Consider the following 21215-nt stretch of genomic DNA (forward strand, 5'->3'; position numbering starts at 1 on the left):
GGCGCAGTCAGCGATCAGATTAGCCGTGCACCGCCGCCGACACTTTTCGCAACAGCACGGTCAGCGACTCCCGCTCATGCGCAGTCAACCCCGACAACGCAACCTCGTCGTCGGCGAGGCGACGAGGGAGTTCGGCGTCGACCAGTGCCCGCCCGGCGTCGGTGGGTTCGAGCAGCACCACCCGCCCGTCGCGCTCGGACTTCCGGCGCACCAGCAACCCGCGGCGGGCGAGATTTTCGGTGATCTTGGTGATCGAGGCGCCGCTGAGCATCGTCGTGGAGACCACCTCGCTGGCCCGGAGCGGCCGCGGAGAGCGAGTCAACGCTCCAAGCACGTCGTACTCCGATCTCGACACCCCATGCGGCTCGAGCTGGCGGTCGAGGTGGTGGCTGCTCGCGGTGGCAATATGCTGGATGCGGCCCAGGATGCCGATCGGGCGCATATCGAACTCGGGGTATGCCTTCGCCCACTCGGCTTGGATCCGATCGACGAGGTCGGGCACTTCTGGGCCGGTCACAGCCGCCATCGTAGGCCCTGCCGGCTCGCGTCAATTTATTTCACTACTAAAATAGTGATAAAGTAACGACATGACCACATCCCTCGCCGAGCACGCGCGCGCCCGTCACGACGCGCTGACGCATGCGCTCCGGCCGTCGGTGTGGCGGGCCACGCTGTCGGCAGACCTCGCACGTCTGAGCGTCGCCGCGCCGCTACGGGTGGGATTCGCGGTGGCCTGCACACTCGTCATCGGCGGGATGACCGGGCACCGCGACGTCGCCGGCCTCGCTGCGTTGGGCGCTCTGATCGCCGCATTCTGCCGCGCGGATCCATTTCGGGTCCGCGCCGGTCGTCTCGCAGTGCTCGCGATCGGGATCGTCACGTCGGTGGGCGTCGGCGCAGTCCTGGGCCTCACCGACGCACCGGTGGCAGCCGAGATCGCCGCCATCTCGGTACTGGCAGGCGCGGCCGCGCTCGGGGTCGCCGCCCTGCACATCACCGGCCCTGGCGCGATCGTCTTCGTGTTCGCGGCCAATGCCGCCACGGGATTCACTGACGACGCAACGGATCTCACGCGCGCACTTTCCGCGACAGCACTGGGCACCGTTGTCGGCGCGGGGGCATCGCTGGCACCGTGGATCTGGCGCCGGTACCGCGCGACGGCCATCGACTCGACACCGGTGCACTACCACTCCCTCTGGCGCACGTTGCGCCGTCGGCCACAGCCCGACTTGCTGATCAACAGCGGTCGAATCGTGGTTGCCACTGCGGCGAGTGCCGCCATCGCCGTCGGTATCGGTTTCTCACATCCGATGTGGGCCGCGATGGGCGCCCTCGCCGCGATGCAGGGTGTCTCCTATCACCTGACCGTCCAGCGCGGCGTACAACGCCTCCTCGGCAACATCGTCGGCGCCGTCGTCGCCGCGGCATTGCTGGGTATGGGTCTCGGCTACTGGGGTGCGGTGATCGCGATCGTGGCGTGTCAGGTCATCGCGGAGATCTGGGCGCCGGTGAACTACGCGGTCACCTCGCTGGCGGTGACTCCGATGGCGCTGCTGCTCATCGCCGTGAGTGCCGGCCTCAGCCCGCAAGCAGCGATCGACCGGGTCGCCGACACTCTCATCGGGGTGGTGTTGGGGATCGTGGTGGCTGCGATGACGATCTCGGTCGGCGACCACCCGGGCCGGAGGTCGGCAGGGATGTCATAGTGCGCCCGCGTGAATCTCTGTCAAACTACACAGTGGGCGCACACCGACCGGAGGTCGGCAAGAATGTCACAGTGCTCCCGGCAGGATTCGAACCTGCGACACCGGCTTTAGGAGAGCCGTGCTCTATCCCCTGAGCTACGAGAGCGGATCGACCGGACCGATCGAACACAGTGGAGTGTACGGCACCCCACACCCGACCCTGATGGACGCGTCCGTGGGCTGCGGACACCCGGGGAGCGCGTCGATCGCCAGTCCCCGGCCGCACCTCGAGGCGCGGCTGCAACCGCCACCTCGCCTGTGTCCCAGACCACAACTACGGTGCGGTTCACCGCTGTGACCAGCGAAAATCTGCCAGGCTGTGAGATCTGTTGATTCTCCTGCCAGGAAATGCCCGTAAACTGCGCGACGCATGACCGTCGAAAGACCAGGAGGGGTGGAGTTGCACAACGGCGCCGATACGACGCCGACGGAGACACGTGGCAGCGTCTCCGCTCCCGGCACCACCACGATGGCACCCAGCCCAGCCACAGCCGCCACTGCGCCGCCGTCGGCGAAGGCTGCGCGCGCCCACACCGCCGACCTGGTCCGTGTCCTGCTGTTCACCGGCGTCGTGATCGCGCACAGCATCAACGGGATCAACACCACCCCGGACGTCATCCGGTCCAGCAACCTCGTCGGCACCCTGCTGCACCTGACGCGCTACGGCTTCGTCGCGGTGACCCTGTTCGTGCTGGTGCTCAGCACTCGCGACCGGCCGATGGCGCCGCGCACCTTCTGGCGTCGCCGCTTCGGGCTCGTCGTCTGGCCCTATCTGCTGTGGACGATCATCTACGCGATCACCGATCACCTGGTGATCGCCGGCAACCCGTTCGGTTCACCCGGTCAGTTCTTCGGCGACCTCGCCGTGAACATGGTCGACGGGCAGGGCAAATATCAGCTTTACTTCCTGCTGATCTCGATGCAGATCTATCTGGCCTTCCCGGCCATCGCGTGGCTGTTGCGTCGCACCGAGAACCGCCACTGGGCAGTGCTCGGGGCGGCCGGGGCCATCCAAATGTCGATGTTCGTGGTGTATCAGTATCTCCCCCGGCCCAGCGGCGACGCGTGGACAGTCGTCTACGAGAACCTGTGGAAGACGCTGCCGATGTACGCCTTGTTCGTCGCGATCGGCGCGCTCGCGGCTTACCACCATGAGGCCGTCGAGCGGTGGCTGCGCGACCATGTCGTGTGGGTGATCGCAGCGGGATTGATCGGCACCGCGTTCAGCGTCTCCGCCTATCTGCTGGCCACGGCCCCGGGCGACGTCCCGCTGCAGGCCAACACACCGTGGAATCCCGCCACCCTGCCGTGGCTGATCGGCGGGCTCGCACTGTTGTGGCTGGCGGCGATGGGCTGGGACGACCTGCGAGCCGCCGGCCGCTCGGTGGGCGCGCGGGCGGTCAGCATCGCGACGATTCGCGCATTCGGTGTGTTCGCCGTCCACCCACTGATCCTGGACGTGCTGGCACGGATCGGGTTCATGTCCGCACTGTTCGACTGGTTTCCCAACTCGGCCGCGCTGCGGTCTATCGCGTTGGTGGTGGTCACGTTGGCATTGTCATTGGTCGTCGTCGACCTGCTCTTGCGGACGCCGCTGAGCCGCTGGCTGGTGGCCCGGCCCCGCATTCCACTCCGCCGCGCCGAGCGATCTTCAACGATCGTTCAGAATTCACACAAGTGACGCCAGTTTTCCTGGTCGTCACATCTGCGAAATAGCTCAGGTACCTCCTGCTCATAGCGTCATATCGCTTGCACAACGAGCTTGTCGGGTGTCCGTGGTCCGGCAGGCGACGAACCCAGGAGTGACCATGAGTGGCAGCATGTCTCGCCGTCAAGCCATCGAAGCAGTGACCACCTACGAGGTGGAAACCGACGGCTTCCCCGAACCCTTGGCAGATACCTTCGGACGCAACGTCTTCACGCTCGGGGTGATGAAGAATCGGCTTCCCAAACATGTCTTCAAGGCGGTGTCGGCGACCATCGACAAGGGTGCGCCGCTCGACCCGGCATTGGCCGATTACGTCGCGGTGGCGATGAAGGACTGGGCCATCGAGAAGGGCGCCACCCACTACGCGCACGTCTTCTACCCGCTGACCGGTTTCACCGCCGAGAAGCATGACTCCTTCCTGGAGCCCGACTCCAGCGGCGCGTCGCTGGCGGAGTTCCAGGGCAAGACCCTGCTGCAGGGCGAACCGGATGCGTCGAGCTTCCCCAACGGTGGACTGCGCGGCACGTTCGAGGCGCGCGGCTACACCGGTTGGGATGTGACCAGCCCGGCCTACATTCTGGAGAACCCCAACGGCAACACCCTGTGCATCCCCACGATCTTCATCTCGTGGACCGGTGAGGCGCTCGACAAGAAGACTCCGCTGCTGCGCAGCCAGCAGGCGATGAGCAAGCAGGCCATGCGGGTGCTGGAGCTGTTCGGTCACACCGACATCGACACCGTCGTCTCCTACGCCGGCGCCGAGCAGGAGTACTTCCTGATCGACCGCCACTTCTACTTCTCGCGTCCCGACCTGATGTCGACCAACCGCACCCTGTTCGGCGCCAAGCCGTCGAAGGGTCAGGAGTTCGACGACCACTACTTCGGCGCCATCCCCGACCGGGTGCTGGCGTTCATGATCGAACTCGACCGTGAGCTCTTCAAGCAGGGCATCCCGGCGAAGACCCGGCACAACGAGGTCGCGCCAGGCCAGTTCGAGATCGCGCCGGTGTTCGAGAAGTCCAACCTCGCCCACGATCACCAGCAGCTCATGATGACCACCATGAAGAAGGTCGCCGAGCGTTACGGCATGGTGTGCCTGCTGCACGAGAAGCCGTTCGCCGGTGTCAACGGGTCAGGCAAGCACGTGAACTTCTCGCTGGGCAACAGCAACCAGGGTAACCTGCTCAACCCGGGCGACACCCCGCACGAGAACGAGCAGTTCCTGGTCTTCTGCGCCGCCATCATCCGCGGCGTGCACAAGTTCGGCGGGCTCCTGCGCTCCTCGATCGCCTCGGCGTCCAACGACCATCGCCTCGGCGCCAACGAGGCGCCGCCGGCCATCATCTCGATCTTCCTCGGCGACCAGCTCGCCGACGTCTTCGACCAGATCGCCAAGGGCGGCGCCAAGGAATCCAAGCAGACCGGTGTGCTCGAACTCGGCGTCGACACCCTGCCGCCGCTGAAGGCCGATGCCGGCGACCGCAACCGCACCAGCCCGTTCGCCTTCACCGGCAACCGCTTCGAGTTCCGTGCCCCCGGTTCCAACCAGTCGATCGCCGACCCGATGATCGCGATCAACGCGATGCTCGCCGACTCCCTCGACTACGTCGCCACCTTCCTGGAGAAGGAACTCTCCGACGGCACCGAGTTCAACTCTGCTGTGCAGAAGCTGCTCTCCGACATCATCGTCGAACACGGCAAAGTGGTGTTCAACGGCAACGGTTACTCCGACGAGTGGCAGGAGGAAGCGGCCTCACGCGGCCTACTCAACCTGCGCACCACCGTCGACGCGATGGCGCAGCTCGACGAGCCGGCCATCAAGTCGGTGATGAGCGATTACGGCATCCTGAGCAACCGTGAGCTCGAGGCGCGCAAGGAGGTCGTCCTCGAGCAGTACGCGCTCGCGCTGCTCGTCGAGGCGAAGGAGTCCCTCGAGATCGCGAAGACGATGATCCTGCCCGCCACCAACCGCTACCAGGGAGAACTGGCCGCAACCGCGGCGAGCCTGAAGGCCGCGGGCGTGGAGACCGACCATCCGGTGATGCTGACGGTGACCAAGAACCTCAAGGATCTCTACACCGCGATGGTCACGCTCGAAGAGGCCATCGACCAATTCCACGGCGACTCGGTCGAGGCCGAAGCGGAGTACGCGCTGAAGTCGTTGATCCCGGCGATGACCGAGGTCCGGGAGGTCGCCGACAAGCTCGAGACCATGGTGGCCGACGACCTGTGGCCGTTGCCGACCTATCACGAGATGCTCACCATCCTCTGATCACCGCCCGCTGATCAGCGCCGGGCGGCGCTCGGCCGCCCGGCCACGCTTCGGCGACAAGTGCCTCAGAGAACAACCCGAACAGCGGGTGTTCTCTGGGGCACTTCGCTTTCCGTACGGGGTTCGTATCCGAGTGGGGTGCGCTTCGATGAGCGCAGCGTGGTTCTGCGTTGCCGGAGCGGCAGATCACCACCGACGCGTCGAACCTCGCGACGCGCAACCGATGCACAACCGCGCGGCCGGAAGGGCCTCGAGCCGGGCATCGGAGATCGGCTCACCGCAGCGCTCGCACCGCCCATAGGTACCAGCGTCCGCGCGGCTCAGCGCGGCGTCGAGTTCGTCGAGTCGCACCCGCGACCGCTCCAGCTGCGCGACCAGTTGGCCACGCTCCACCGCGAGTGTCGACCCCTCCGGGTCGTGCTCGTCGTCGGAGCTGGAGTCCGCGGTCGCCTCGATCACCGCCGCCAGACGCGCCGAGAGCTGTTCGATGAGCCGCGTCGTCTCGGTTCGTTCACTGTCCAGCACGCGCCTGATGGCGTCGCGGGCGTCGCCGGTCATCTCGATCCCCTCATCCACGTATAGCCCTCAACGACAGCGCCACCACGAGCCGCGTCGCGGGATCGTCCAGATCCATTCCGGTGAGCGCCTGTAACCGACGAATGCGGTAACGCAACGTGTTCGGGTGTACATGAAGCGCCGCAGCCGCCGTACGGACGTCGCCGAAGTGGTCGAGGTAGGTGCGCAGAGTGATGGTGAACTGGCTTCGCGTGCGTTCGTCGGTGTCGGCCAGCTCGACAACCCGACTGTCCACGAGTTCGGGGTTGGCTGCCAGATGCGCCACGATCTCACCGAGCAACACACCCGTCTGCGATTCCTCGACGGTGGCGACGTCGCCGATCAATTCGCCCTCACGTTCGGCCGCATCGAGGACCCGATCGACCTGGCCGCGCAGCCTCGGCACCGATTCGAGTCCGACGTCCGGGCCGGCGACGACCACCCGCAGGCGGGCGCCGAACTGTCGCTCGGCTGCGTCGATCGCCGCTCGCGCCCACGCCACCGTCGCCTGGGCGGCCACCCGGGGCGCGACCACATATATCCGGGAGCCCAGCGTCCCGGTCACCGACAACGGGCTGAATGCGCTGGCGTGCAGGGTGACCGCCGAAAGCTCGCCTGGGCCGATCGATCCGGCCGGCGACGACGCGAGACCGGCCACCACTACGGTCGCGTCAGGCACCATTCCGAGTTGCGCCGCAAGGTACTCGGGGTCCACGATCTCACCGCGTACCCCGAGTAGCCGGCGGACGGTCACGGCGTGGTCGTTCCCGCGGGCCCGGCCACGCGAGATCACCCGCGCCGCGACGGCGGCCGCGCCGGTCAACACGTCGTCGGTATCCTCGGCGAAGTCGACGGCGCCTCGTTGCAGCCAGATGGCCCCGAGGAACTCCCCCACCGCCGAGCCCGCCGCCCGGATCGCCACCGCACGCCGCGCGCGGATGCCGAGGTCGGCGTGTTCGTCCACCCGAATCACCTCCGACGACGTGCGCAGCGTGTCCATCACCCCCCAGGTCCGCAGCCAGGCCATCATCTCCGGCGGACCCTCGCGGCCCAGGATCGAAAGCCTGCGCAATTCGTCCGCTTCGTCGCCGGCGCGGCTGTAGGCCAGTACATGCGACCGTTCGTCCTCGATACTCACCAGAGCACGGGTGCGTCGAGCTAGTTCGGCCGCAAGGTCGAAGAGGTCGCCGGTGGCGCCCGTCCGCATCGATTCGCCCTGCGACTCACCGCCCGCCTCGGCCTCCAGCACGCGCATGATGAGGTGATAGATCCGCTCCCATCGGGCATGCGGGTCGACGGCGACTACCGCGGTTCCGGTGGCCTCTGCACGTACCACGACCTGCGCCGATGGCGATTTACAGAACACCGCGACCGGCGCGCGGGAGTCGAGGCCGCACAGCCAACTGTGCAGCGTGTCGTCGGGGACCCCGACGAACAGGAACATGTCCGCTCCACGCGCCGCGCGTCCCAGACCGAGACGGACGTCGTCGACATCCAGCAGCGCTGCGGAGGAGACGATCGCGTCGAGACCCGCGGGTGCGGTGATCAACTGCGCGACCGTACGGTCCAAGGCCAGTAGCAGCCGTCCGATGGATACACCTGCGGACACGGACATGATTCCAGTATGCCTGCGGTTCGTTGTTCGATCCGACAAAGAGTCCGATATCGCGTTGGCCGATGAGCCATGTCCTCGTCGCCGCACACGCGGTGAAGTAAGCGCATGGATGCCGTCACCAGTCCCCCTCGACCGACCAACGAACCGGTACACACCTATGCGCCGGGTAGCGCCGAACGCAGCCTGATCGTCGCCGAACTCGACCGCTGCTCCGCCGCCGACCCGCAGCACCTGCCGCACATCATCGGCGGGCGTGAGTGCTCCGGCACCGGCCCACTCGTCGATGTAGTCCAGCCGCATGCCCACCACGAGGTCCTCGGCACCATCACCAACGCGACCCACGACGACGCCCGCGCGGCGGTCGATGCCGCGCTCGTGGCGGCGCCGCAGTGGGCGTCCACCACATTCGACGAGCGCGCCACCGTACTGCTGCGCGCGGCCGATCTGTTGAGCGGTCCGTGGCGTGAGCGCATCGCCGCGGCAACGATGCTCGGACAGTCGAAATCGGTGCAGCAGGCCGAGATCGACGCACCCTGTGAGCTGATCGACTTCTGGCGATTCAACGTCGCCTTTGCCCGTGAGATCCTTGCCGAGCAACCGATCTCATCACCGGGGGTGTGGAACCGCCTCGACCACCGGCCGCTCGACGGTTTCGTGTATGCCATCACCCCGTTCAACTTCACCGCCATCGCCGGCAACCTGCCGACGGCTCCGATGTTGATGGGCAACACCGTGATCTGGAAACCCTCACCCACCCAGGCATATGCCGCTGCCGAGACGATGGCACTGTTACGTGCCGCCGGACTGCCCGACGGGGTCATCAACCTCGTGCACGGCGACGGGAAGGAACTCTCCGAGGTGGTTCTACCCGACCAGAATCTGGCGGGCATCCACTTCACCGGTTCCACGGCGACATTCCAGCACCTGTGGCGCGAGGTGGGCGGCCACATCGACCGCTACCGCAACTATCCTCGCATCGTCGGGGAAACCGGCGGCAAGGACTTCATCGTCGCCCACAGCTCGGCCGACCCGGACGTCGCACGCACCGCCCTGATCCGTGGCGCCTTCGAATATCAGGGGCAGAAGTGTTCGGCCGCCTCACGCGCCTACGTGGCCCGCTCGGTGTGGGACCGCATGGGTGATGACTTCCTCACCGAAGCAACAGAACTGACCTATGGAGATGTGCGTGACCTGTCGAACTTCGGTGGCGCGGTCATCGACCGTCGTGCGTTCGCCAAGAGCGTTGCCGCCATAGATCGCGCCAAGACGGTACCCCATCTCACCGTGGCCACCGGTGGCGAATGCGACGACAGCGAAGGCTATTTCGTCCGACCCACCGTTCTGCTGGCAGATGATCCGACCGATGACGCATTCGCCACGGAATACTTCGGTCCCATCCTGGCGGTCCATGTCTTCGACGACGACACGTTCGACGACACCTTGCGCCTGGTGGATACGACCGCCAAGTATGCGCTGACCGGCGCAGTGATCGCCACCGACCTCGACGCCATCGCGAACGCGTCCGGCGTCTTGCGGCAGGCGGCGGGCAATTTCTACATCAATGACAAACCGACCGGGGCCGTCGTCGGCCAGCAACCCTTTGGAGGCGCCCGCGGATCGGGAACCAACGACAAGGCCGGCTCCAAGGCGAACCTGATGCGGTGGACCTCCACCCGCACCATCAAGGAGACCTTCGTGCCACCGACCGCATCGTCGTATCCGCACATGCGCAGCGATCTGTCATGAGTCTGTTCGACGCCACCCTGCGACCGATGATCCTCGCGGCCGCCGGCAGCAACCGGATCCGGGAGACCGCACAGCGGACGGCGATGACCCGGCAGGTGGTCGAGCGGTTTGTTCCCGGGGAGACGCAGGCCGACGTCCTCGCCGCAATTCACGGGTCGCTCGATGCGGGACTCGCGGTCAGCGTCGACTTCCTGGGTGAGGACACCACCGACGACGCGCAGGCCACGGCCACTGTCGAGGCCTACCTCGACCTCATCACAGCGATGGGGCGGCTTTCCCTGGCCGGGACCGCAACCACTGCCCTGGAGGTGTCGGTGAAACTCACCGCGCTGGGCCAATCCCTGTCCGACCACGGCGCCAAGATCGCCGAGGAGAACGCCCGTAGGATCGCCGCCGCGGCACACGACGCGGGTGTGCTGGTCACCATCGACGCCGAGGATCACACGGGCGTGGAGACACGTCTCGGCATCGTCCGCAGCCTGCGCAGTGATTTCCCAGAAGTCGGCACCGTCCTACAGGCATACCTGCGCCGCACCGAGGACGACTGTGTCGAGTTCGCCAGATCGGGTGCGCGGATCCGGCTGTGCAAGGGCGCCTACGCCGAACCTGCGTCGGTCGCCTATCCGACTCGCGAACTCACCGACGAGTCCTACCTACGCTGCCTGCGAATCCTCATGAAGGGCGACGGGTATCCGATGGTCGCCAGCCATGATCCGGTCATCATCGACGCGGCGCAGACGATGGCCGATGAACTCGAACGTACCCCGGACTCGTGGGAACACCAGATGCTCTACGGAATTCGCTCCGATGAACAGAAGCGGCTGGCGGCCACGGGTCGTCGTATACGCGTCTACATCCCGTACGGCAGCGAGTGGTACGGATACTTCGTTCGCCGACTCGCCGAGAAGCCGGCCAATCTCGGATTCTTCTTACGCGCGCTGGCCGGCTGATTGCACACAGAGAACCACGGCCATCACCGCAGCGGCTGAGCCCGTTTCACCTGATCGGCGGCCCGAGCAGCGTCGAGATCGACATCGGCGGTGAGGACGGCCGGACCTACGTGCAGAACACCTGAGGTCAGCGGTTGCGTCCGCAGGCCGCCGCGACCGATCAGCGCCTTGCGCACCCCTTCTCCGGCAACGGTGTCCATCCAGGAACACGGGTGTGCCGGGCGGCCGCCACGGAAGCGAATCGGGCCGCTCCCGGAGTTGATGGTGAACTCGTGTGCTCGCAACGGGTCGAGTTCGAGGCCGCGTACCACCACATTGCGTCGCGCCACTGAGGGGTCGACGTCTCCGGCGGCGGCCTGCCACGCCTCGAGTGCGAGAAAGGTGACCGCGGCCTCGGTGTGCGCACGGACGCCGAAGAAGCGATCGCCGCGAATTCCCTTGTCTGCGACGATCTCCACTTGTTCTGGCGTTGACGTCTGCACCAGCACGGCCGGACCGTCTTTCGGTCTGCCGAAGTACGCGTGGGCCGGTGAGACCAACAGCGAGACGATCTCGAAAGAGTACTCCACGCCCTCGAGAGTAGAGTCACCCGCGCTCGCGCGCCGAGACGTAGTGCAGCCCGCGGAACACCGCACTGCTCGCGAACACCGACGCATCGAGTTCGACCTCGCGGTGCCGCGCCATCCGCAGTGCCAGCCGCAACAGCATCTTGATGTCGCGCGGCGTGATGTCGGGGAAGCCGCCGACGAGGTCGTCGAGTAGATCCTCGCCGAGCACCACATCGTTGCCGGCCGCGAGGATCTGCCAGATCTCCCGGGCGTGTTTGGGCCCCGGCGGCTGATACTCGATGACAGCGGCACAGCGCGCCAGGATCGCCTCGTCGACACCGTCGACGCGATTGGTCGTCAGGAACAGCAAACCGTCGAAATACTCCAGAGTGCGCAGGAATTCGGCGACTATGGCGTTCTGCGCCAGATCCAGGCCGCGCTCCATCACGAACACGTCCGCCTCGTCGAGCAGCAGCACCGCATCCCAGCGCTTGGTCCGGTCGAAGATCACCTCGAGATTCTTGCGCACGAGTTCGGCGGTGGTGCCGAGTGAGCCGGAATGGATCGAGTACAGCGGGCGCCCCGTCACCTCTGCGTACACCTCGGCGGTGAGCGTCTTCCCCACGCCCGGTCGCCCCTTGGCCAGGATCACGTTACCGGCCGACTTGCCATCGATGATGTCTCCGGTGAACACCGAGATGTCTGTGGTCAAGATGTTCAACAGTTCCCGCTGCTCGTCGGGCAACACCAGCTTGTCCTGCAGATGCACATCGTAGACATAGGTATCCAGGTCGGCGGTGTTGACGTCCAGGAAATCCTGCGCCCCGAGATCGAAGACGCGCACTGCTGTGATGACCGGCACCGGACCGTAGTCGGTGCCGGACTCGTCGTCACCGAACAGGATCGACGGCGCGACCATCCGCAGCGCGGCGATCTCGCCCGGCGCGACGTCCTGGATCACCTTGCGGTTGTCGCGTTTGTTCGGTGCACGGTAGTCGTCGGTGCGGATCACCCGGCCGGTGAACCGGAACTGGGTGCCGAACCCGGTGTCGATCACCTCGTGGTATCGGTCGCGCCGAATCTCATACGCCGCCTTGAGCTCCGGCGTCTCCTTGTAGGACCCGCCGGCGGCCAGGACATCGGCAGGTACCTTGCCGACCACCTCGGTCTCCTCGAACACCAGCAGCCGGGGTGCACGCGACGGGCGCTTGACCGTCGCGTTGTCGGCCTCCATCGTCACCTTGATGCGCGGCCCGTGGGTGCGGTCGGCGTGCTCCAGGGTGATGTCGGTGACCAGATACGGATGCAGATGTCCGTCGGATTCCCGCACATAAAGCCAGCCGTCGATCATGTCCGCACGCAGGAAACTGCGGAAGATCTCGGTGGCGGCGTCGATGTGCGGGATCACCGGGAACCTACCGGCGCGGGCCGACTGGATCGCATTGACCGCGCGGGCGAAGGACTCCGCCCCGTGTGCCTGCGCGGTCTCGGCCAGGTCGGCCAGCGCCGCGTCGGTCAGATCCCGATCGGCGATCGCCAATTCCGCGGACCGCCACGACTGAGCCTGGTGTCGCACGCCGGCGAGGTCAGCGCAGGACGTGGCACCGACCACCGCGGTGGGTGCGACGAGCATCCGTTCAGCGCTCGGGGTCGAGGACGAAGTCGTAGTCCACCACGACGCCTTCGCCGTTGGGGTTCTCCCTCGGATCCAGCATGAGTTCGGGCTTGACCGCCGACGCGATGTCGTCGTCATTGTGCGGATCACCGGGGAAGTACAGCTGGGTGGTGATCAGCTCATGGCCGGGTGCGCTCACCTTGAAGTGTAGGTGGGCCGGGCGCCAGGCGTGCCACCCGGCGGCCGCGATGAGCTGGCCGCACGCACCATCGGTCGGGATCTGGTAGGGCGCCGGACGCAGCGTGTGGATCTCGAATCGGCCGTCCTCGTTGACAGTCCAGGTACCGCGCAGATTCCACTCCGGCAAGCCCGGGGCGAACTGGGAGTAGAAGCCGAGGTCGTCGGCATGCCACAGTTCGACTTTGGCGCCGGTGAGCGGAGTGCCGTCGACGGCCCGCACCTGGCCCGCGAACACGAGTGGCGTGCCCGGTTCGTCGTCGCGCATCGGGATGGTGCCGTTCCACTCCAATTCCGGTGAGCCGTCCAGATAGTAGGGCCCCTCGATGGTGCCCTTGCTGCCCTCTCGGTGCTCGCTGGCGACCTCCTCGACGGAGTGCTCGAGCCAGACGTCGAGGAACAGCGGCCATTCGCCGTCCTCGCCGACCTTGATCAGCCACGCCTTGAGTGCGTTGTACTCGGCGTAGCTGACCTTGTCCTCGAGGATGATGTCGTTGAGGCCCTTGATGACCTTGGAGGCCAGGTAGTCGACGCGGGCGGTGTCGACGACACCCTCGCGGGTACCCGCCGATGCCATCCGTTCGCGGAATCGCGCCGAAGCGTTGGCGCCGGATTCGGCGGCCTTGGCGGTGACCTCGGCGTCAAAGCTGATGTCGGTCATGGGTCGTGCTCCTTCTTGATCGGCCGGTGGGCTGACGCATGCGGAATGAGGGCCGTCTCAGCCCGCTGCGATATCCGAGGGGTGGGTGGCCAGCGGGGTCACCGCGATGTCCATGTAGGCGAACAGCGGGAGCCCGGAGAGGATCTCGTGCAGTTCGTCGTTGTCGGTCACGTCGAAGATCGAGTAATTGGAGTACTCGCCGACGATCCGCCAGATGTGCGGCCATTTACCGCTGCGCTGTAGATCCTGCGAGTACCTCTTCTCGCGTGCCACGATCTCTGCGCGCACGTCGGGATCGAGGTCCCCGGGGATGTGGACATCCATCCGTACGTGGAACAACATCGTCAACTCCGATCGGTTCGATAGTGGGCGAGTTTGTCCGGGTCGATCTCGATCCCGATTCCGGCGGAGGCGCACCGGTGCAGGTGGCCGTCACTGATCTGCAGCGGATGCGCCAGCAGGTCATCGGTCATGTCCAGAAAGTTCGACAGCTCACCGGCATTGCGCGAGGTCGATTCGAACGCCGTCCCGAATGCCAGCGCGCAGGCCGTGCCGACCTGACCGTCGATCTGATTGCCGATCACGACCTCGAGTCCGAGTCCTTCGGCGAGATGATGGACGCGGCGAGACGCGGTGAAGCCGGTGCGAGCGGTCTTGATGCTGATGGCGGTGGCGGCTCCCGCGAGGATTTCCCGCGTGACATCGGCGGCAGTCGGCACCGACTCGTCGGCGATGAACGGCACATCGAGCTGCCCGACCAGCCATCGCCGGCCGATCACGTCGTCGGCCGGACACAGTTCCTCGGCGAACAGCAAACCGAGGTCGGCCATCTCCTTCATCGCCCGCGCCGACTCCGACGCCGTCCAGCCGCGATTGCCGTCCACGTAGAGATCGACATCGGCACCAAATCGGTCGCGTAGAGCGCGCACCACCGCGGTGTCGAGGTGTACCGGCCGACGCCCCACCTTCACTTTGAAGGTGGTGATGCCGTAGGTATCGCGCATCTTCTCGGCCTCGGCGACCATGGTGGCCGGGTCGTCGAAACCCAGCATGTGACTGACGCGCATGCGGTCGGTGTAGCCGCCGAGCAACTCGGCCACCGGTAGTCCCAGCGACTTTCCCAGTGCATCCCAGATCGCCATGTCCACTGCAGATTTCGCTGTGGGGTTACCCACGGTTCGGGCGAGCCGGCCGGTCACCACCTCACGCTCGAGCAGGGTCAGACCGATCACCTGCGGTGCGAACACCTTGTCGATCACCGCGACGATCCCGTCCTGAGTCTCGCCGTAGGTGAATGGGCGCGGTGGAGCTTCGGCGACCCCCACGATGCCGTCGTCGGTGTGCACCCGCACCAGCACATGTTCGGCGATATGCACTTCGCCGGAGGCGAACCGCAATGGTTTCGAATACGGGATGGCGAATGGTATCGCCTCCACTGCAGTGATCTTCATAGCTGTTCTCCAACGTAGGTGTCGTTCGGGGAGCGACGGGGCACGACCGAGTCCGCGGCGAATGCCGCCGCGATGACCTCGGCTACGCTGTGCACCACCGGGTTGTCCTGGCCGCCACGCCAGGCGAGGGCGAGTTCGACGCTGCCGGCGTCCACCAGGTCGCGAATGACCAACCCTTCCAGCGGAAGTGATCGCACCGACGCCGGCACCACCGCGACGCCCATCCCGGCGGCCACCAGCGCGAGCAGCACCGCCGTGCCCGGCGCCCGGTGCGCGCGGTGTGGCACGAAACCCGCGCGGTGGCAAGTGCGGACCGCCGCATCGTTGACCGCGGAGTCCTGGCTGTCGTACATCACGAACATCTCGTTGCGCAGATCCTCCACGGCGACCACCGGTTCCACCGCGAGGCGATGGTCCACCGACACCGCGAGCACCATCGGTTCCACGTCGATCAAACGCATGGCGATACCGTCGCCCACCACCGGCGGCCGTAGCACGCCGAGGTCGATGGACAGAGCACGCAGGCTGTCGCACTGCACCGGCGTCAGCATGTCGGATTGGATGTGCAGGTCGACATCCGGCAACTCCCGCTTGACCACCCGCGCGATGCGAGGAAGGTGGGAGAACGCGGCGATGCCCGTCAGACCCAACCGGATGACGCCACTGCGTCCCGCGGCGATGCGCCGGACACCTTCGACGGCATCGTCGACACCCGCGAGGATTCGTGCCGCCTCCCCCTGCAGATACTCGCCAGCGGGTGTCAGCGACACCTGCCGGGTGGTGCGTGTGAACAGGGTGACGTCGAGTTCGGACTCGAGTTGGCGAATGGCATACGACAGAGCCGGCTGAGCCACGTGCAGCTGGGTTGCCGCCTGCCCGAAGTGGCAGGTGTCGGCGACCGCTGCAAAGTAGCGAAGATGCCGTAGCTCCATGTCGTGCGACTCTCTGTCTCTCTCACCATTGAAAGTGGTCCGCTGTGATCGGCACCACGTCTGTCCCAACGGTAGGCCGATGATCCATACCAGACAAGAACATGATTTCCCGTTATTCATGAATGACATCGATCAATAGGATGCTGGGTCAGGACTGGCAATGTTCCTGGGGTGACAGAGGCCACGCGATGCGAGAGTGCAGAGGACAGCCCACACTCTTGGAGGTAGGACATGACCGCGTCGATCACCGACAACCTGCAGCATGTGCACTCGGTTCTCACCGATGCCGTCATCGACGACCGCGAAGCCGGCATCTACCGGGCCAACCGCCGTATCTTCACCGACGAGGACATCTTCGAACTGGAGATGAAACACATCTTCGAAGGCAACTGGATCTACCTGGCGCACGAGAGTCAGGTGCCCAACCCCGGCGACTACTTCACCACCTACATCGGCCGGCAACCGGTGATGATCACGCGCGACAAGAACGGCGAGCTGCACTGCCTGATCAATGCGTGCGCGCACCGGGGCGCGATGATCTGTCGGCGCAAGACAGACAATCGGATGACTCTCACCTGCCCCTTCCACGGCTGGACCTTCCGCAACGACGGCACGTTGCTCAAGGTGAAGGACCCCGACGACGCGGGCTACCCGGACACGTTCAATGTCAACGGCTCGCACAACCTCACCAAGGTCGCACGCTTCGACAACTATCGCGGGTTCCTGTTCGGCAGCCTCAACGACGATGTGCAGTCGCTCGACGATCACCTCGGCGACACCCGGCTGATCATCGACATGCTGGTCGACCAGTCTCCCGAGGGCCTCGAGGTGCTGCGCGGTGCCTCCACCTATACCTACGACGGCAACTGGAAGGTGCAGGCGGAGAACGGCGCCGACGGCTACCACGTCACCGCGACACACTGGAACTACGCGGCTACCACCTCGCGACGCTCCACCGGCGAGTCGAAGAACGACACCAAGGCACTCGACGCGGGCGGCTGGGGCAAATCCGGTGGCGGGTACTGGTCGTACCCGAACGGGCATCTGTGCCTGTGGACGTGGGCGGCCAACCCCCAAGACCGGCCTCTCTGGGACAAGATGGATGAGCTCAAGAAGGAGTTCGGAGACGCCAAGGGCGAATTCATGGTGAAGGGCTCACGCAACCTCTGCCTGTACCCGAACGTATATCTGATGGATCAGTTCTCCACTCAGATCCGTCACTTCCGGCCGATTGCGCCGGACAAGACCGAGGTCACCATCTACTGCATCGCCCCGAAGGGAGAGAGCGATGCCGCCCGCTCCCACCGGATTCGGCAGTACGAGGACTTCTTCAACGCCTCGGGTATGGCGACCCCCGACGATCTCGAGGAGTTCCGGTCCTGCCAGCTCACCTTCCGCGCGCAGGCCGCGCCGTGGAACGACATGAGCCGCGGTGCCGAGCACTGGCTCAGTGGCCCCGATCCCGTCGCGGAAACCCTCGGCATGACCGGTGTCATCTCCGCAGGAGTCAGGAACGAGGACGAAGGCCTGTATCCCGTCCAGCACGGCTACTGGCTGGAGACAATGCGCAAGGCGGCCGCCCAGGAAGAGAACAGTCCTTCGGCGGTCGAGTAGCCCGAGGCGCCAGCCGAGAGCGTATCGAGCCCCGCCACCCCGCGATCTCGATACGCCACTCACTCCGTTCGCGGCTACTCGATCAGCAGTCGACCGCCGGTCGAGTAGCCCGAGGCGCTAGCCGAGGGCGTATCGAGACCCCGCCCCATCCCGCCGGTCGAGTAGCCCGAGGCGCTAGCCGAGGGCGTATCGAGACCCCGGCGACCTGACCCGCCAAACTCCGAACAGGACCCACCCCATGACCTCCACCCAGCCCGAAACCTCCACCACCACTGGAGAAAAGCTCATCACCCAGAACATGATCGAGCAGTTCCTCTACCGCGAGGCCCGGTACCTCGACGACCGCGAGTTCGAGAAATGGCTCGACTGCTACGCCGACGACGTCGTCTACTGGATGCCGTCGTGGGACGACGCCGACCGTCTGACCGAGAATCCGCAGCGCGAGATCTCGCTGATCTACTACGGCAACAAGGGCGGCCTCGAGGACCGGGTGTTCCGCATTCGCACCGAACGGTCGTCGGCCACCTCACTGCCGGAGCCGCGGACGAGTCACAACATCACCAATGTCGAGGTGATCGAACGGCGTGGCGACCTTGTCGACGTTCGGTTCAACTGGCACACCATGTATTTCCGGTACAACACCGTCGACCCGTACTACGGGACCTCGTTCTATACCATCGACTTCTCCGGTGAGCAGCCACTCATCCGTCGCAAGACGATCGTGCTGAAGAACGACTACATCCACCATGTGGTGGACGTCTATCACTTCTAGGAATTCGAGCAGATGACTGTCACCACCGACCGAGACCTGTCCGCGCCCACCGGCGCCGACGACCGCACCCACCAGGTCGCGCTGGCCTTCGAGGACGGTGTCACCCGGTTCATCACCTGTCGTGAGGACCAGACCGTCGCCGACGCCTCCTATCGTCAGCGCATCAACATTCCACTCGACTGCCGGGACGGCGCCTGCGGAACGTGCAAGTCGTTCTGCGAATCCGGCGATTACGATGGCGGCACCTACATCGAGGACGCACTGTCAGCCGAGGAGTCCGCCGAGGGCTATGCACTCCCCTGCTGCATGAAGCCCACATCCGATCTGGTGCTGCAGATCCCGGCGACCTCCGACATCGCCAAGACCCAGGCCTCGACGTTCACCGGTACGGTCGTCGAGATCGAACGCCTGTCCGAGTCGACGATGCGGCTGGTGATCGAAATCGCTAACCGCGGCGATCTGGCCTTCCTCCCGGGCCAGTACGTGAACATCGCCGTACCCGGCACCGACGACGGCCAGGGCGAACTGCTCACGCGCTCCTACTCGTTCGCCAACGGACCCCATGAAGAACGACTGGTCTTCCTGGTGAAGCTGACGCCGGGCGGCGCGATGTCGACGTACCTGACCGAACGCGCCGCCCGCGGGGAGGCGATCACCTTCACCGGACCGCATAGTTCCTTCTTTCTGCGCGAGGCCGCCCGACCGGTGCTGCTGTTGGCCGGCGGTACCGGGTTGGCACCCATTCTGTCGATGTTGCGCAAGTTGCAGGACGACGACAGTCGTCGCAAGGTGCACCTCATCTACGGTGTGTCCACCGACACCGATCTGGTGGCATTCGACGAGATCGAGTACTTCGCCCGCGAGTTGCCCGGATTCACCTGGGACCACTGCGTTTCCGACCCGGACAGCACCGCTCCCAACAAGGGCTATGTGATGAGTCTTATCTCTCCGGACCACCTCTACGACGGTGACGTTGCGATCTACCTGTGCGGACCCCCACCGATGGTCGAGTCGGTCCGCACCCACGTGGCCGACGCCGGCATCGATCCGACCGGTTTCTATTACGAAAAGTTCGCGCTCGCGGTTCCGTCGGCATCCACCACTTCGGTCGCCCAGACTCCGGCAACCGACGTGGCACAGACTGTGATCACCGTCGAGGACAGCGTGATCCCCACGGGCGATGCACGCGCGATCGCCGGGCAGATCACCTTGCCGGCGGTCGAGCTCTCGCCGTGGTGGGGGCCGGTTGCCGAATCCACCGACGACGAAAGCCGATTCCGCATCGCGGGCCAGCAGGTGTGGCGTTCCACCGGGAACAACGCGGATATCGACCCCGACGATGGTCGACTCATCTTCGTCGACGCGCGGGGCATCGCGGGCCACGAGGTGTTCGTCCCCAGCGACATCGAGCCGCTCTCGGTACCCGAAACGGGTTCGGCGTCAGCGGTGGCCGACGACACGCCGGCGGTCGGCACTCCCGACACGACGACGATCACGCCCGAGGGCTACCAGATCGGCGAGGAGCATCCGGAGATCCACGAGTCCGACGCGCTCTTCGAGGCCAGGGCCGCACTCGAACTCGGCGCTTTGGAACTGACTTTCGGACGACTGACCAGTCAACAGCTCGCCGGGTACCGACTTCTGGCAGAGACCACGTTGCCGTTCGTAGACGGCGATCGATTCGTCGATGCCGCCGAGTACACCGAGACCAATGCCAACTTCCACGACTACCTGTTCAGCCTGACCGGCAACACTCATCTCCTCGACGCATATCAGGCTCTGGGCGTGAAAGGACGTATGAGTGAGGTGCTGCGCAACGCCACCTGGTGTCATCCGCTGTGTGCCCGCGACCACGTCGACATCGTCGCCGCTTTCGAGTCGGGCGACCGCGACGCCGCGCGGGCTCTGATCGCCGCGCACGCCGACCGCTCCAAGCAGACCATGCGGCGTGCGATGGCCGACGAGATGGCCGCTCGTCGGCCGCGTTTCGTCACCCCCGGTCGTTTCGCCGGCAAGGTCGTCGTGGTGACCGGCGCCGCGCAGGGCATCGGCGCGGCCACCGCGCGCCGCATCAGCGCCGAGGGCGGCAAACTGGTGCTGGCAGACCGGTCGGACCTGGTGGCCGAGTTGGCCGACGAACTGACCGCGTCCGGCGCCGCCGCCGTACCCGCGATCGCCGACCTCGAGGATTTCGGTGGCGCGGAAGCGGTGATGTCCTCGGCGCTCACGGCCTTCGACCGGGTCGACGTGCTGATCAACAACGTCGGGGGCGCCATCAATTTCAAGCCGTTCACCGAGTTCACCGACGGCGAGATCCGCGCAGAGATCGACCGTTCACTGATGACGACGCTGTTCGCGTGCCGGGCGGTATTGCCGTCGATGGTGGCCCACGGCGGCGGCGTCATCGTGAACGTGTCGTCGGCGGCCACCCGCGGTATCAACCGCATTCCATACTCCGCGGCAAAGGGCGGCATCAACGCGATCACCGCCTCGCTGGCGATGGAATATGCGGAGTCGGGCATCCGGGTGGTCGCCAGCGCGCCGGGTGGCACCGAGGCACCACCGCGCCGGGTATCGCGCGGCACTCCGACGCCGGCCAATGCGACCGAACAGGACTGGTTCCAAGCGCACATCGACCAGACGTTGTCGTCGTCGTTGCTCAACCGCTATGGCACACTCGATGAGCAGGCTGCGGCGATCTGCTTCCTGGCCTCCGACGAGGCCTCCTACATCACCGGCACGGTGCTGCCGGTCGCGGGTGGAGATCTGGGCTGACGGTGTTCGGCACCGCGGG

17 protein-coding genes and 1 tRNA gene are annotated in these 21215 nt (G+C 65.7%); 8 read left to right on the top strand and 10 right to left on the bottom strand.

All coding sequences use genetic code 11. From position 1 onward, the window contains the following. Positions 1–19 precede the first annotated feature (19 nt). Positions 20–517, bottom strand: a complete 498-nt coding sequence (locus OSB52_RS01800; protein WP_266059858.1) for a MarR family winged helix-turn-helix transcriptional regulator — start codon at positions 515–517, stop codon at positions 20–22. A gap of 70 nt (positions 518–587) precedes the next feature. Here OSB52_RS01800 and OSB52_RS01805 point away from each other — a divergent pair, with 70 nt between their 5' ends. Beyond that, positions 588–1706, top strand: coding sequence for an FUSC family protein (locus tag OSB52_RS01805; RefSeq protein WP_266059859.1), 1119 nt, complete (start codon positions 588–590; stop codon positions 1704–1706). A 72-nt stretch (positions 1707–1778) separates the two neighbouring features. On the opposite strand, the gene OSB52_RS01810 is transcribed toward OSB52_RS01805, so the two are convergent. Continuing rightward, positions 1779–1851: transfer RNA gene (locus OSB52_RS01810), tRNA-Arg, on the bottom strand. 264 nt (positions 1852–2115) lie between these two features. Here OSB52_RS01810 and OSB52_RS01815 point away from each other — a divergent pair. Together OSB52_RS01815 and OSB52_RS01820 are read left to right on the top strand one after the other, a co-directional pair. After that, positions 2116–3426 carry an acyltransferase gene (locus OSB52_RS01815; RefSeq protein WP_372512284.1) on the top strand — a complete coding sequence of 437 codons (1311 nt, stop codon included), beginning with the start codon at positions 2116–2118 and terminating at the stop codon, positions 3424–3426. A 127-nt stretch (positions 3427–3553) separates the two neighbouring features. Further along, the gene (locus tag OSB52_RS01820) at positions 3554–5725 is read left to right on the top strand and encodes a glutamine synthetase III family protein (RefSeq protein WP_235725498.1); all 2172 of its coding nucleotides are present in this window, start codon (positions 3554–3556) and stop codon (positions 5723–5725) included. Between the two features lie 186 nt (positions 5726–5911). On the opposite strand, the gene OSB52_RS01825 is transcribed toward OSB52_RS01820, so the two are convergent. After that, on the bottom strand, positions 5912–6283 hold the full coding sequence (locus tag OSB52_RS01825; protein ID WP_268900523.1) for a TraR/DksA family transcriptional regulator: 372 nt from the start codon (positions 6281–6283) through the stop codon (positions 5912–5914). 10 nt (positions 6284–6293) lie between these two features. After that, a complete protein-coding gene (locus OSB52_RS01830) occupies positions 6294–7895 on the bottom strand; it encodes a PucR family transcriptional regulator (RefSeq protein WP_235725495.1) in 1602 nt (533 codons plus the stop codon). Between the two features lie 105 nt (positions 7896–8000). Between OSB52_RS01830 and pruA the strand changes: the two genes are divergently transcribed. Together pruA and OSB52_RS01840 are read left to right on the top strand one after the other, a co-directional pair. Continuing rightward, entirely contained in the window at positions 8001–9641 is a 1641-nt protein-coding gene (gene pruA / locus OSB52_RS01835; protein ID WP_266059862.1) for an L-glutamate gamma-semialdehyde dehydrogenase, read from the top strand. Next, positions 9638–10591, top strand: a complete 954-nt coding sequence (locus OSB52_RS01840; RefSeq protein WP_266059864.1) for a proline dehydrogenase family protein — start codon at positions 9638–9640, stop codon at positions 10589–10591. Before pruA ends, OSB52_RS01840 begins: the two co-directional genes overlap by 4 nt. Before the next feature lie 23 nt (positions 10592–10614). Here the strand turns inward: OSB52_RS01840 and OSB52_RS01845 are convergent, their stop codons facing one another. From OSB52_RS01845 to OSB52_RS01870, 6 genes are read right to left on the bottom strand one after another with little or no spacing between them, the layout of a single operon-like run. After that, a complete protein-coding gene (locus OSB52_RS01845) occupies positions 10615–11160 on the bottom strand; it encodes a molybdenum cofactor biosysynthesis protein (RefSeq protein WP_235725490.1) in 546 nt (181 codons plus the stop codon). A 16-nt stretch (positions 11161–11176) separates the two neighbouring features. After that, the gene (locus OSB52_RS01850; RefSeq protein WP_266059866.1) at positions 11177–12772 is read right to left on the bottom strand and encodes an AAA family ATPase; all 1596 of its coding nucleotides are present in this window, start codon (positions 12770–12772) and stop codon (positions 11177–11179) included. 4 nt (positions 12773–12776) lie between these two features. After that, positions 12777–13652 carry a catechol 1,2-dioxygenase gene (catA, locus tag OSB52_RS01855; RefSeq protein ID WP_235725487.1) on the bottom strand — a complete coding sequence of 292 codons (876 nt, stop codon included), beginning with the start codon at positions 13650–13652 and terminating at the stop codon, positions 12777–12779. 57 nt (positions 13653–13709) lie between these two features. Next, entirely contained in the window at positions 13710–13994 is a 285-nt protein-coding gene (gene catC / locus OSB52_RS01860) for a muconolactone Delta-isomerase (protein ID WP_235725486.1), read from the bottom strand. 2 nt (positions 13995–13996) lie between these two features. Further along, on the bottom strand, positions 13997–15103 hold the full coding sequence (locus tag OSB52_RS01865; RefSeq protein WP_235725485.1) for a mandelate racemase/muconate lactonizing enzyme family protein: 1107 nt from the start codon (positions 15101–15103) through the stop codon (positions 13997–13999). Continuing rightward, positions 15100–16035 (bottom strand): LysR family transcriptional regulator, encoded by a 936-nt coding sequence (locus OSB52_RS01870; protein ID WP_235725484.1) that lies wholly within the window; start codon positions 16033–16035, stop codon positions 15100–15102. The genes OSB52_RS01865 and OSB52_RS01870 overlap by 4 nt, the downstream gene beginning before the upstream one ends. A gap of 231 nt (positions 16036–16266) precedes the next feature. Here OSB52_RS01870 and benA point away from each other — a divergent pair, with 231 nt between their 5' ends. The 3 genes from benA (at position 16267) to benC (ending at position 21196) form a co-directional block, all read left to right on the top strand. Next, the gene (benA, locus tag OSB52_RS01875) at positions 16267–17649 is read left to right on the top strand and encodes a benzoate 1,2-dioxygenase large subunit (RefSeq protein ID WP_266059867.1); all 1383 of its coding nucleotides are present in this window, start codon (positions 16267–16269) and stop codon (positions 17647–17649) included. Positions 17650–17887: 238 nt separating this feature from the next. Beyond that, positions 17888–18421, top strand: a complete 534-nt coding sequence (benB, locus tag OSB52_RS01880; protein ID WP_272492746.1) for a benzoate 1,2-dioxygenase small subunit — start codon at positions 17888–17890, stop codon at positions 18419–18421. 12 nt (positions 18422–18433) lie between these two features. After that, positions 18434–21196: a benzoate 1,2-dioxygenase electron transfer component BenC gene (gene benC, locus OSB52_RS01885; protein WP_266059868.1), complete on the top strand. Its 2763-nt coding sequence runs from the start codon at positions 18434–18436 to the stop codon at positions 21194–21196. The last annotated feature ends 19 nt before the right edge of the window (positions 21197–21215 follow it).

Origin of the sequence: Gordonia aquimaris, from assembly GCF_026262595.1 — a bacterium.
Taxonomy (GTDB): Bacteria; Actinomycetota; Actinomycetes; order Mycobacteriales; family Mycobacteriaceae; genus Gordonia; species Gordonia tangerina.

Excerpts from the sequence above, each read along its gene's own strand:
- OSB52_RS01820 (WP_235725498.1), top strand. The coding sequence starts at position 3,554 with ATGAGTGGCAGCATGTCTCGCCGTCAAGCCATCGAAGCAGTGACCACC.
- OSB52_RS01850 (WP_266059866.1), bottom strand. The coding sequence starts at position 12,772 with ATGCTCGTCGCACCCACCGCGGTGGTCGGTGCCACGTCCTGCGCTGAC.
- pruA (WP_266059862.1), top strand. The coding sequence starts at position 8,001 with ATGGATGCCGTCACCAGTCCCCCTCGACCGACCAACGAACCGGTACAC.
- OSB52_RS01815 (WP_372512284.1), top strand. The coding sequence starts at position 2,116 with ATGACCGTCGAAAGACCAGGAGGGGTGGAGTTGCACAACGGCGCCGAT.
- OSB52_RS01830 (WP_235725495.1), bottom strand. The coding sequence starts at position 7,895 with ATGTCCGTGTCCGCAGGTGTATCCATCGGACGGCTGCTACTGGCCTTG.
- OSB52_RS01865 (WP_235725485.1), bottom strand. The coding sequence starts at position 15,103 with ATGAAGATCACTGCAGTGGAGGCGATACCATTCGCCATCCCGTATTCG.
- OSB52_RS01870 (WP_235725484.1), bottom strand. The coding sequence starts at position 16,035 with ATGGAGCTACGGCATCTTCGCTACTTTGCAGCGGTCGCCGACACCTGC.
- catA (WP_235725487.1), bottom strand. The coding sequence starts at position 13,652 with ATGACCGACATCAGCTTTGACGCCGAGGTCACCGCCAAGGCCGCCGAA.
- OSB52_RS01840 (WP_266059864.1), top strand. The coding sequence starts at position 9,638 with ATGAGTCTGTTCGACGCCACCCTGCGACCGATGATCCTCGCGGCCGCC.
- benC (WP_266059868.1), top strand. The coding sequence starts at position 18,434 with ATGACTGTCACCACCGACCGAGACCTGTCCGCGCCCACCGGCGCCGAC.
- benA (WP_266059867.1), top strand. The coding sequence starts at position 16,267 with ATGACCGCGTCGATCACCGACAACCTGCAGCATGTGCACTCGGTTCTC.
- OSB52_RS01825 (WP_268900523.1), bottom strand. The coding sequence starts at position 6,283 with ATGACCGGCGACGCCCGCGACGCCATCAGGCGCGTGCTGGACAGTGAA.
- catC (WP_235725486.1), bottom strand. The coding sequence starts at position 13,994 with ATGTTGTTCCACGTACGGATGGATGTCCACATCCCCGGGGACCTCGAT.
- OSB52_RS01805 (WP_266059859.1), top strand. The coding sequence starts at position 588 with ATGACCACATCCCTCGCCGAGCACGCGCGCGCCCGTCACGACGCGCTG.
- benB (WP_272492746.1), top strand. The coding sequence starts at position 17,888 with ATGACCTCCACCCAGCCCGAAACCTCCACCACCACTGGAGAAAAGCTC.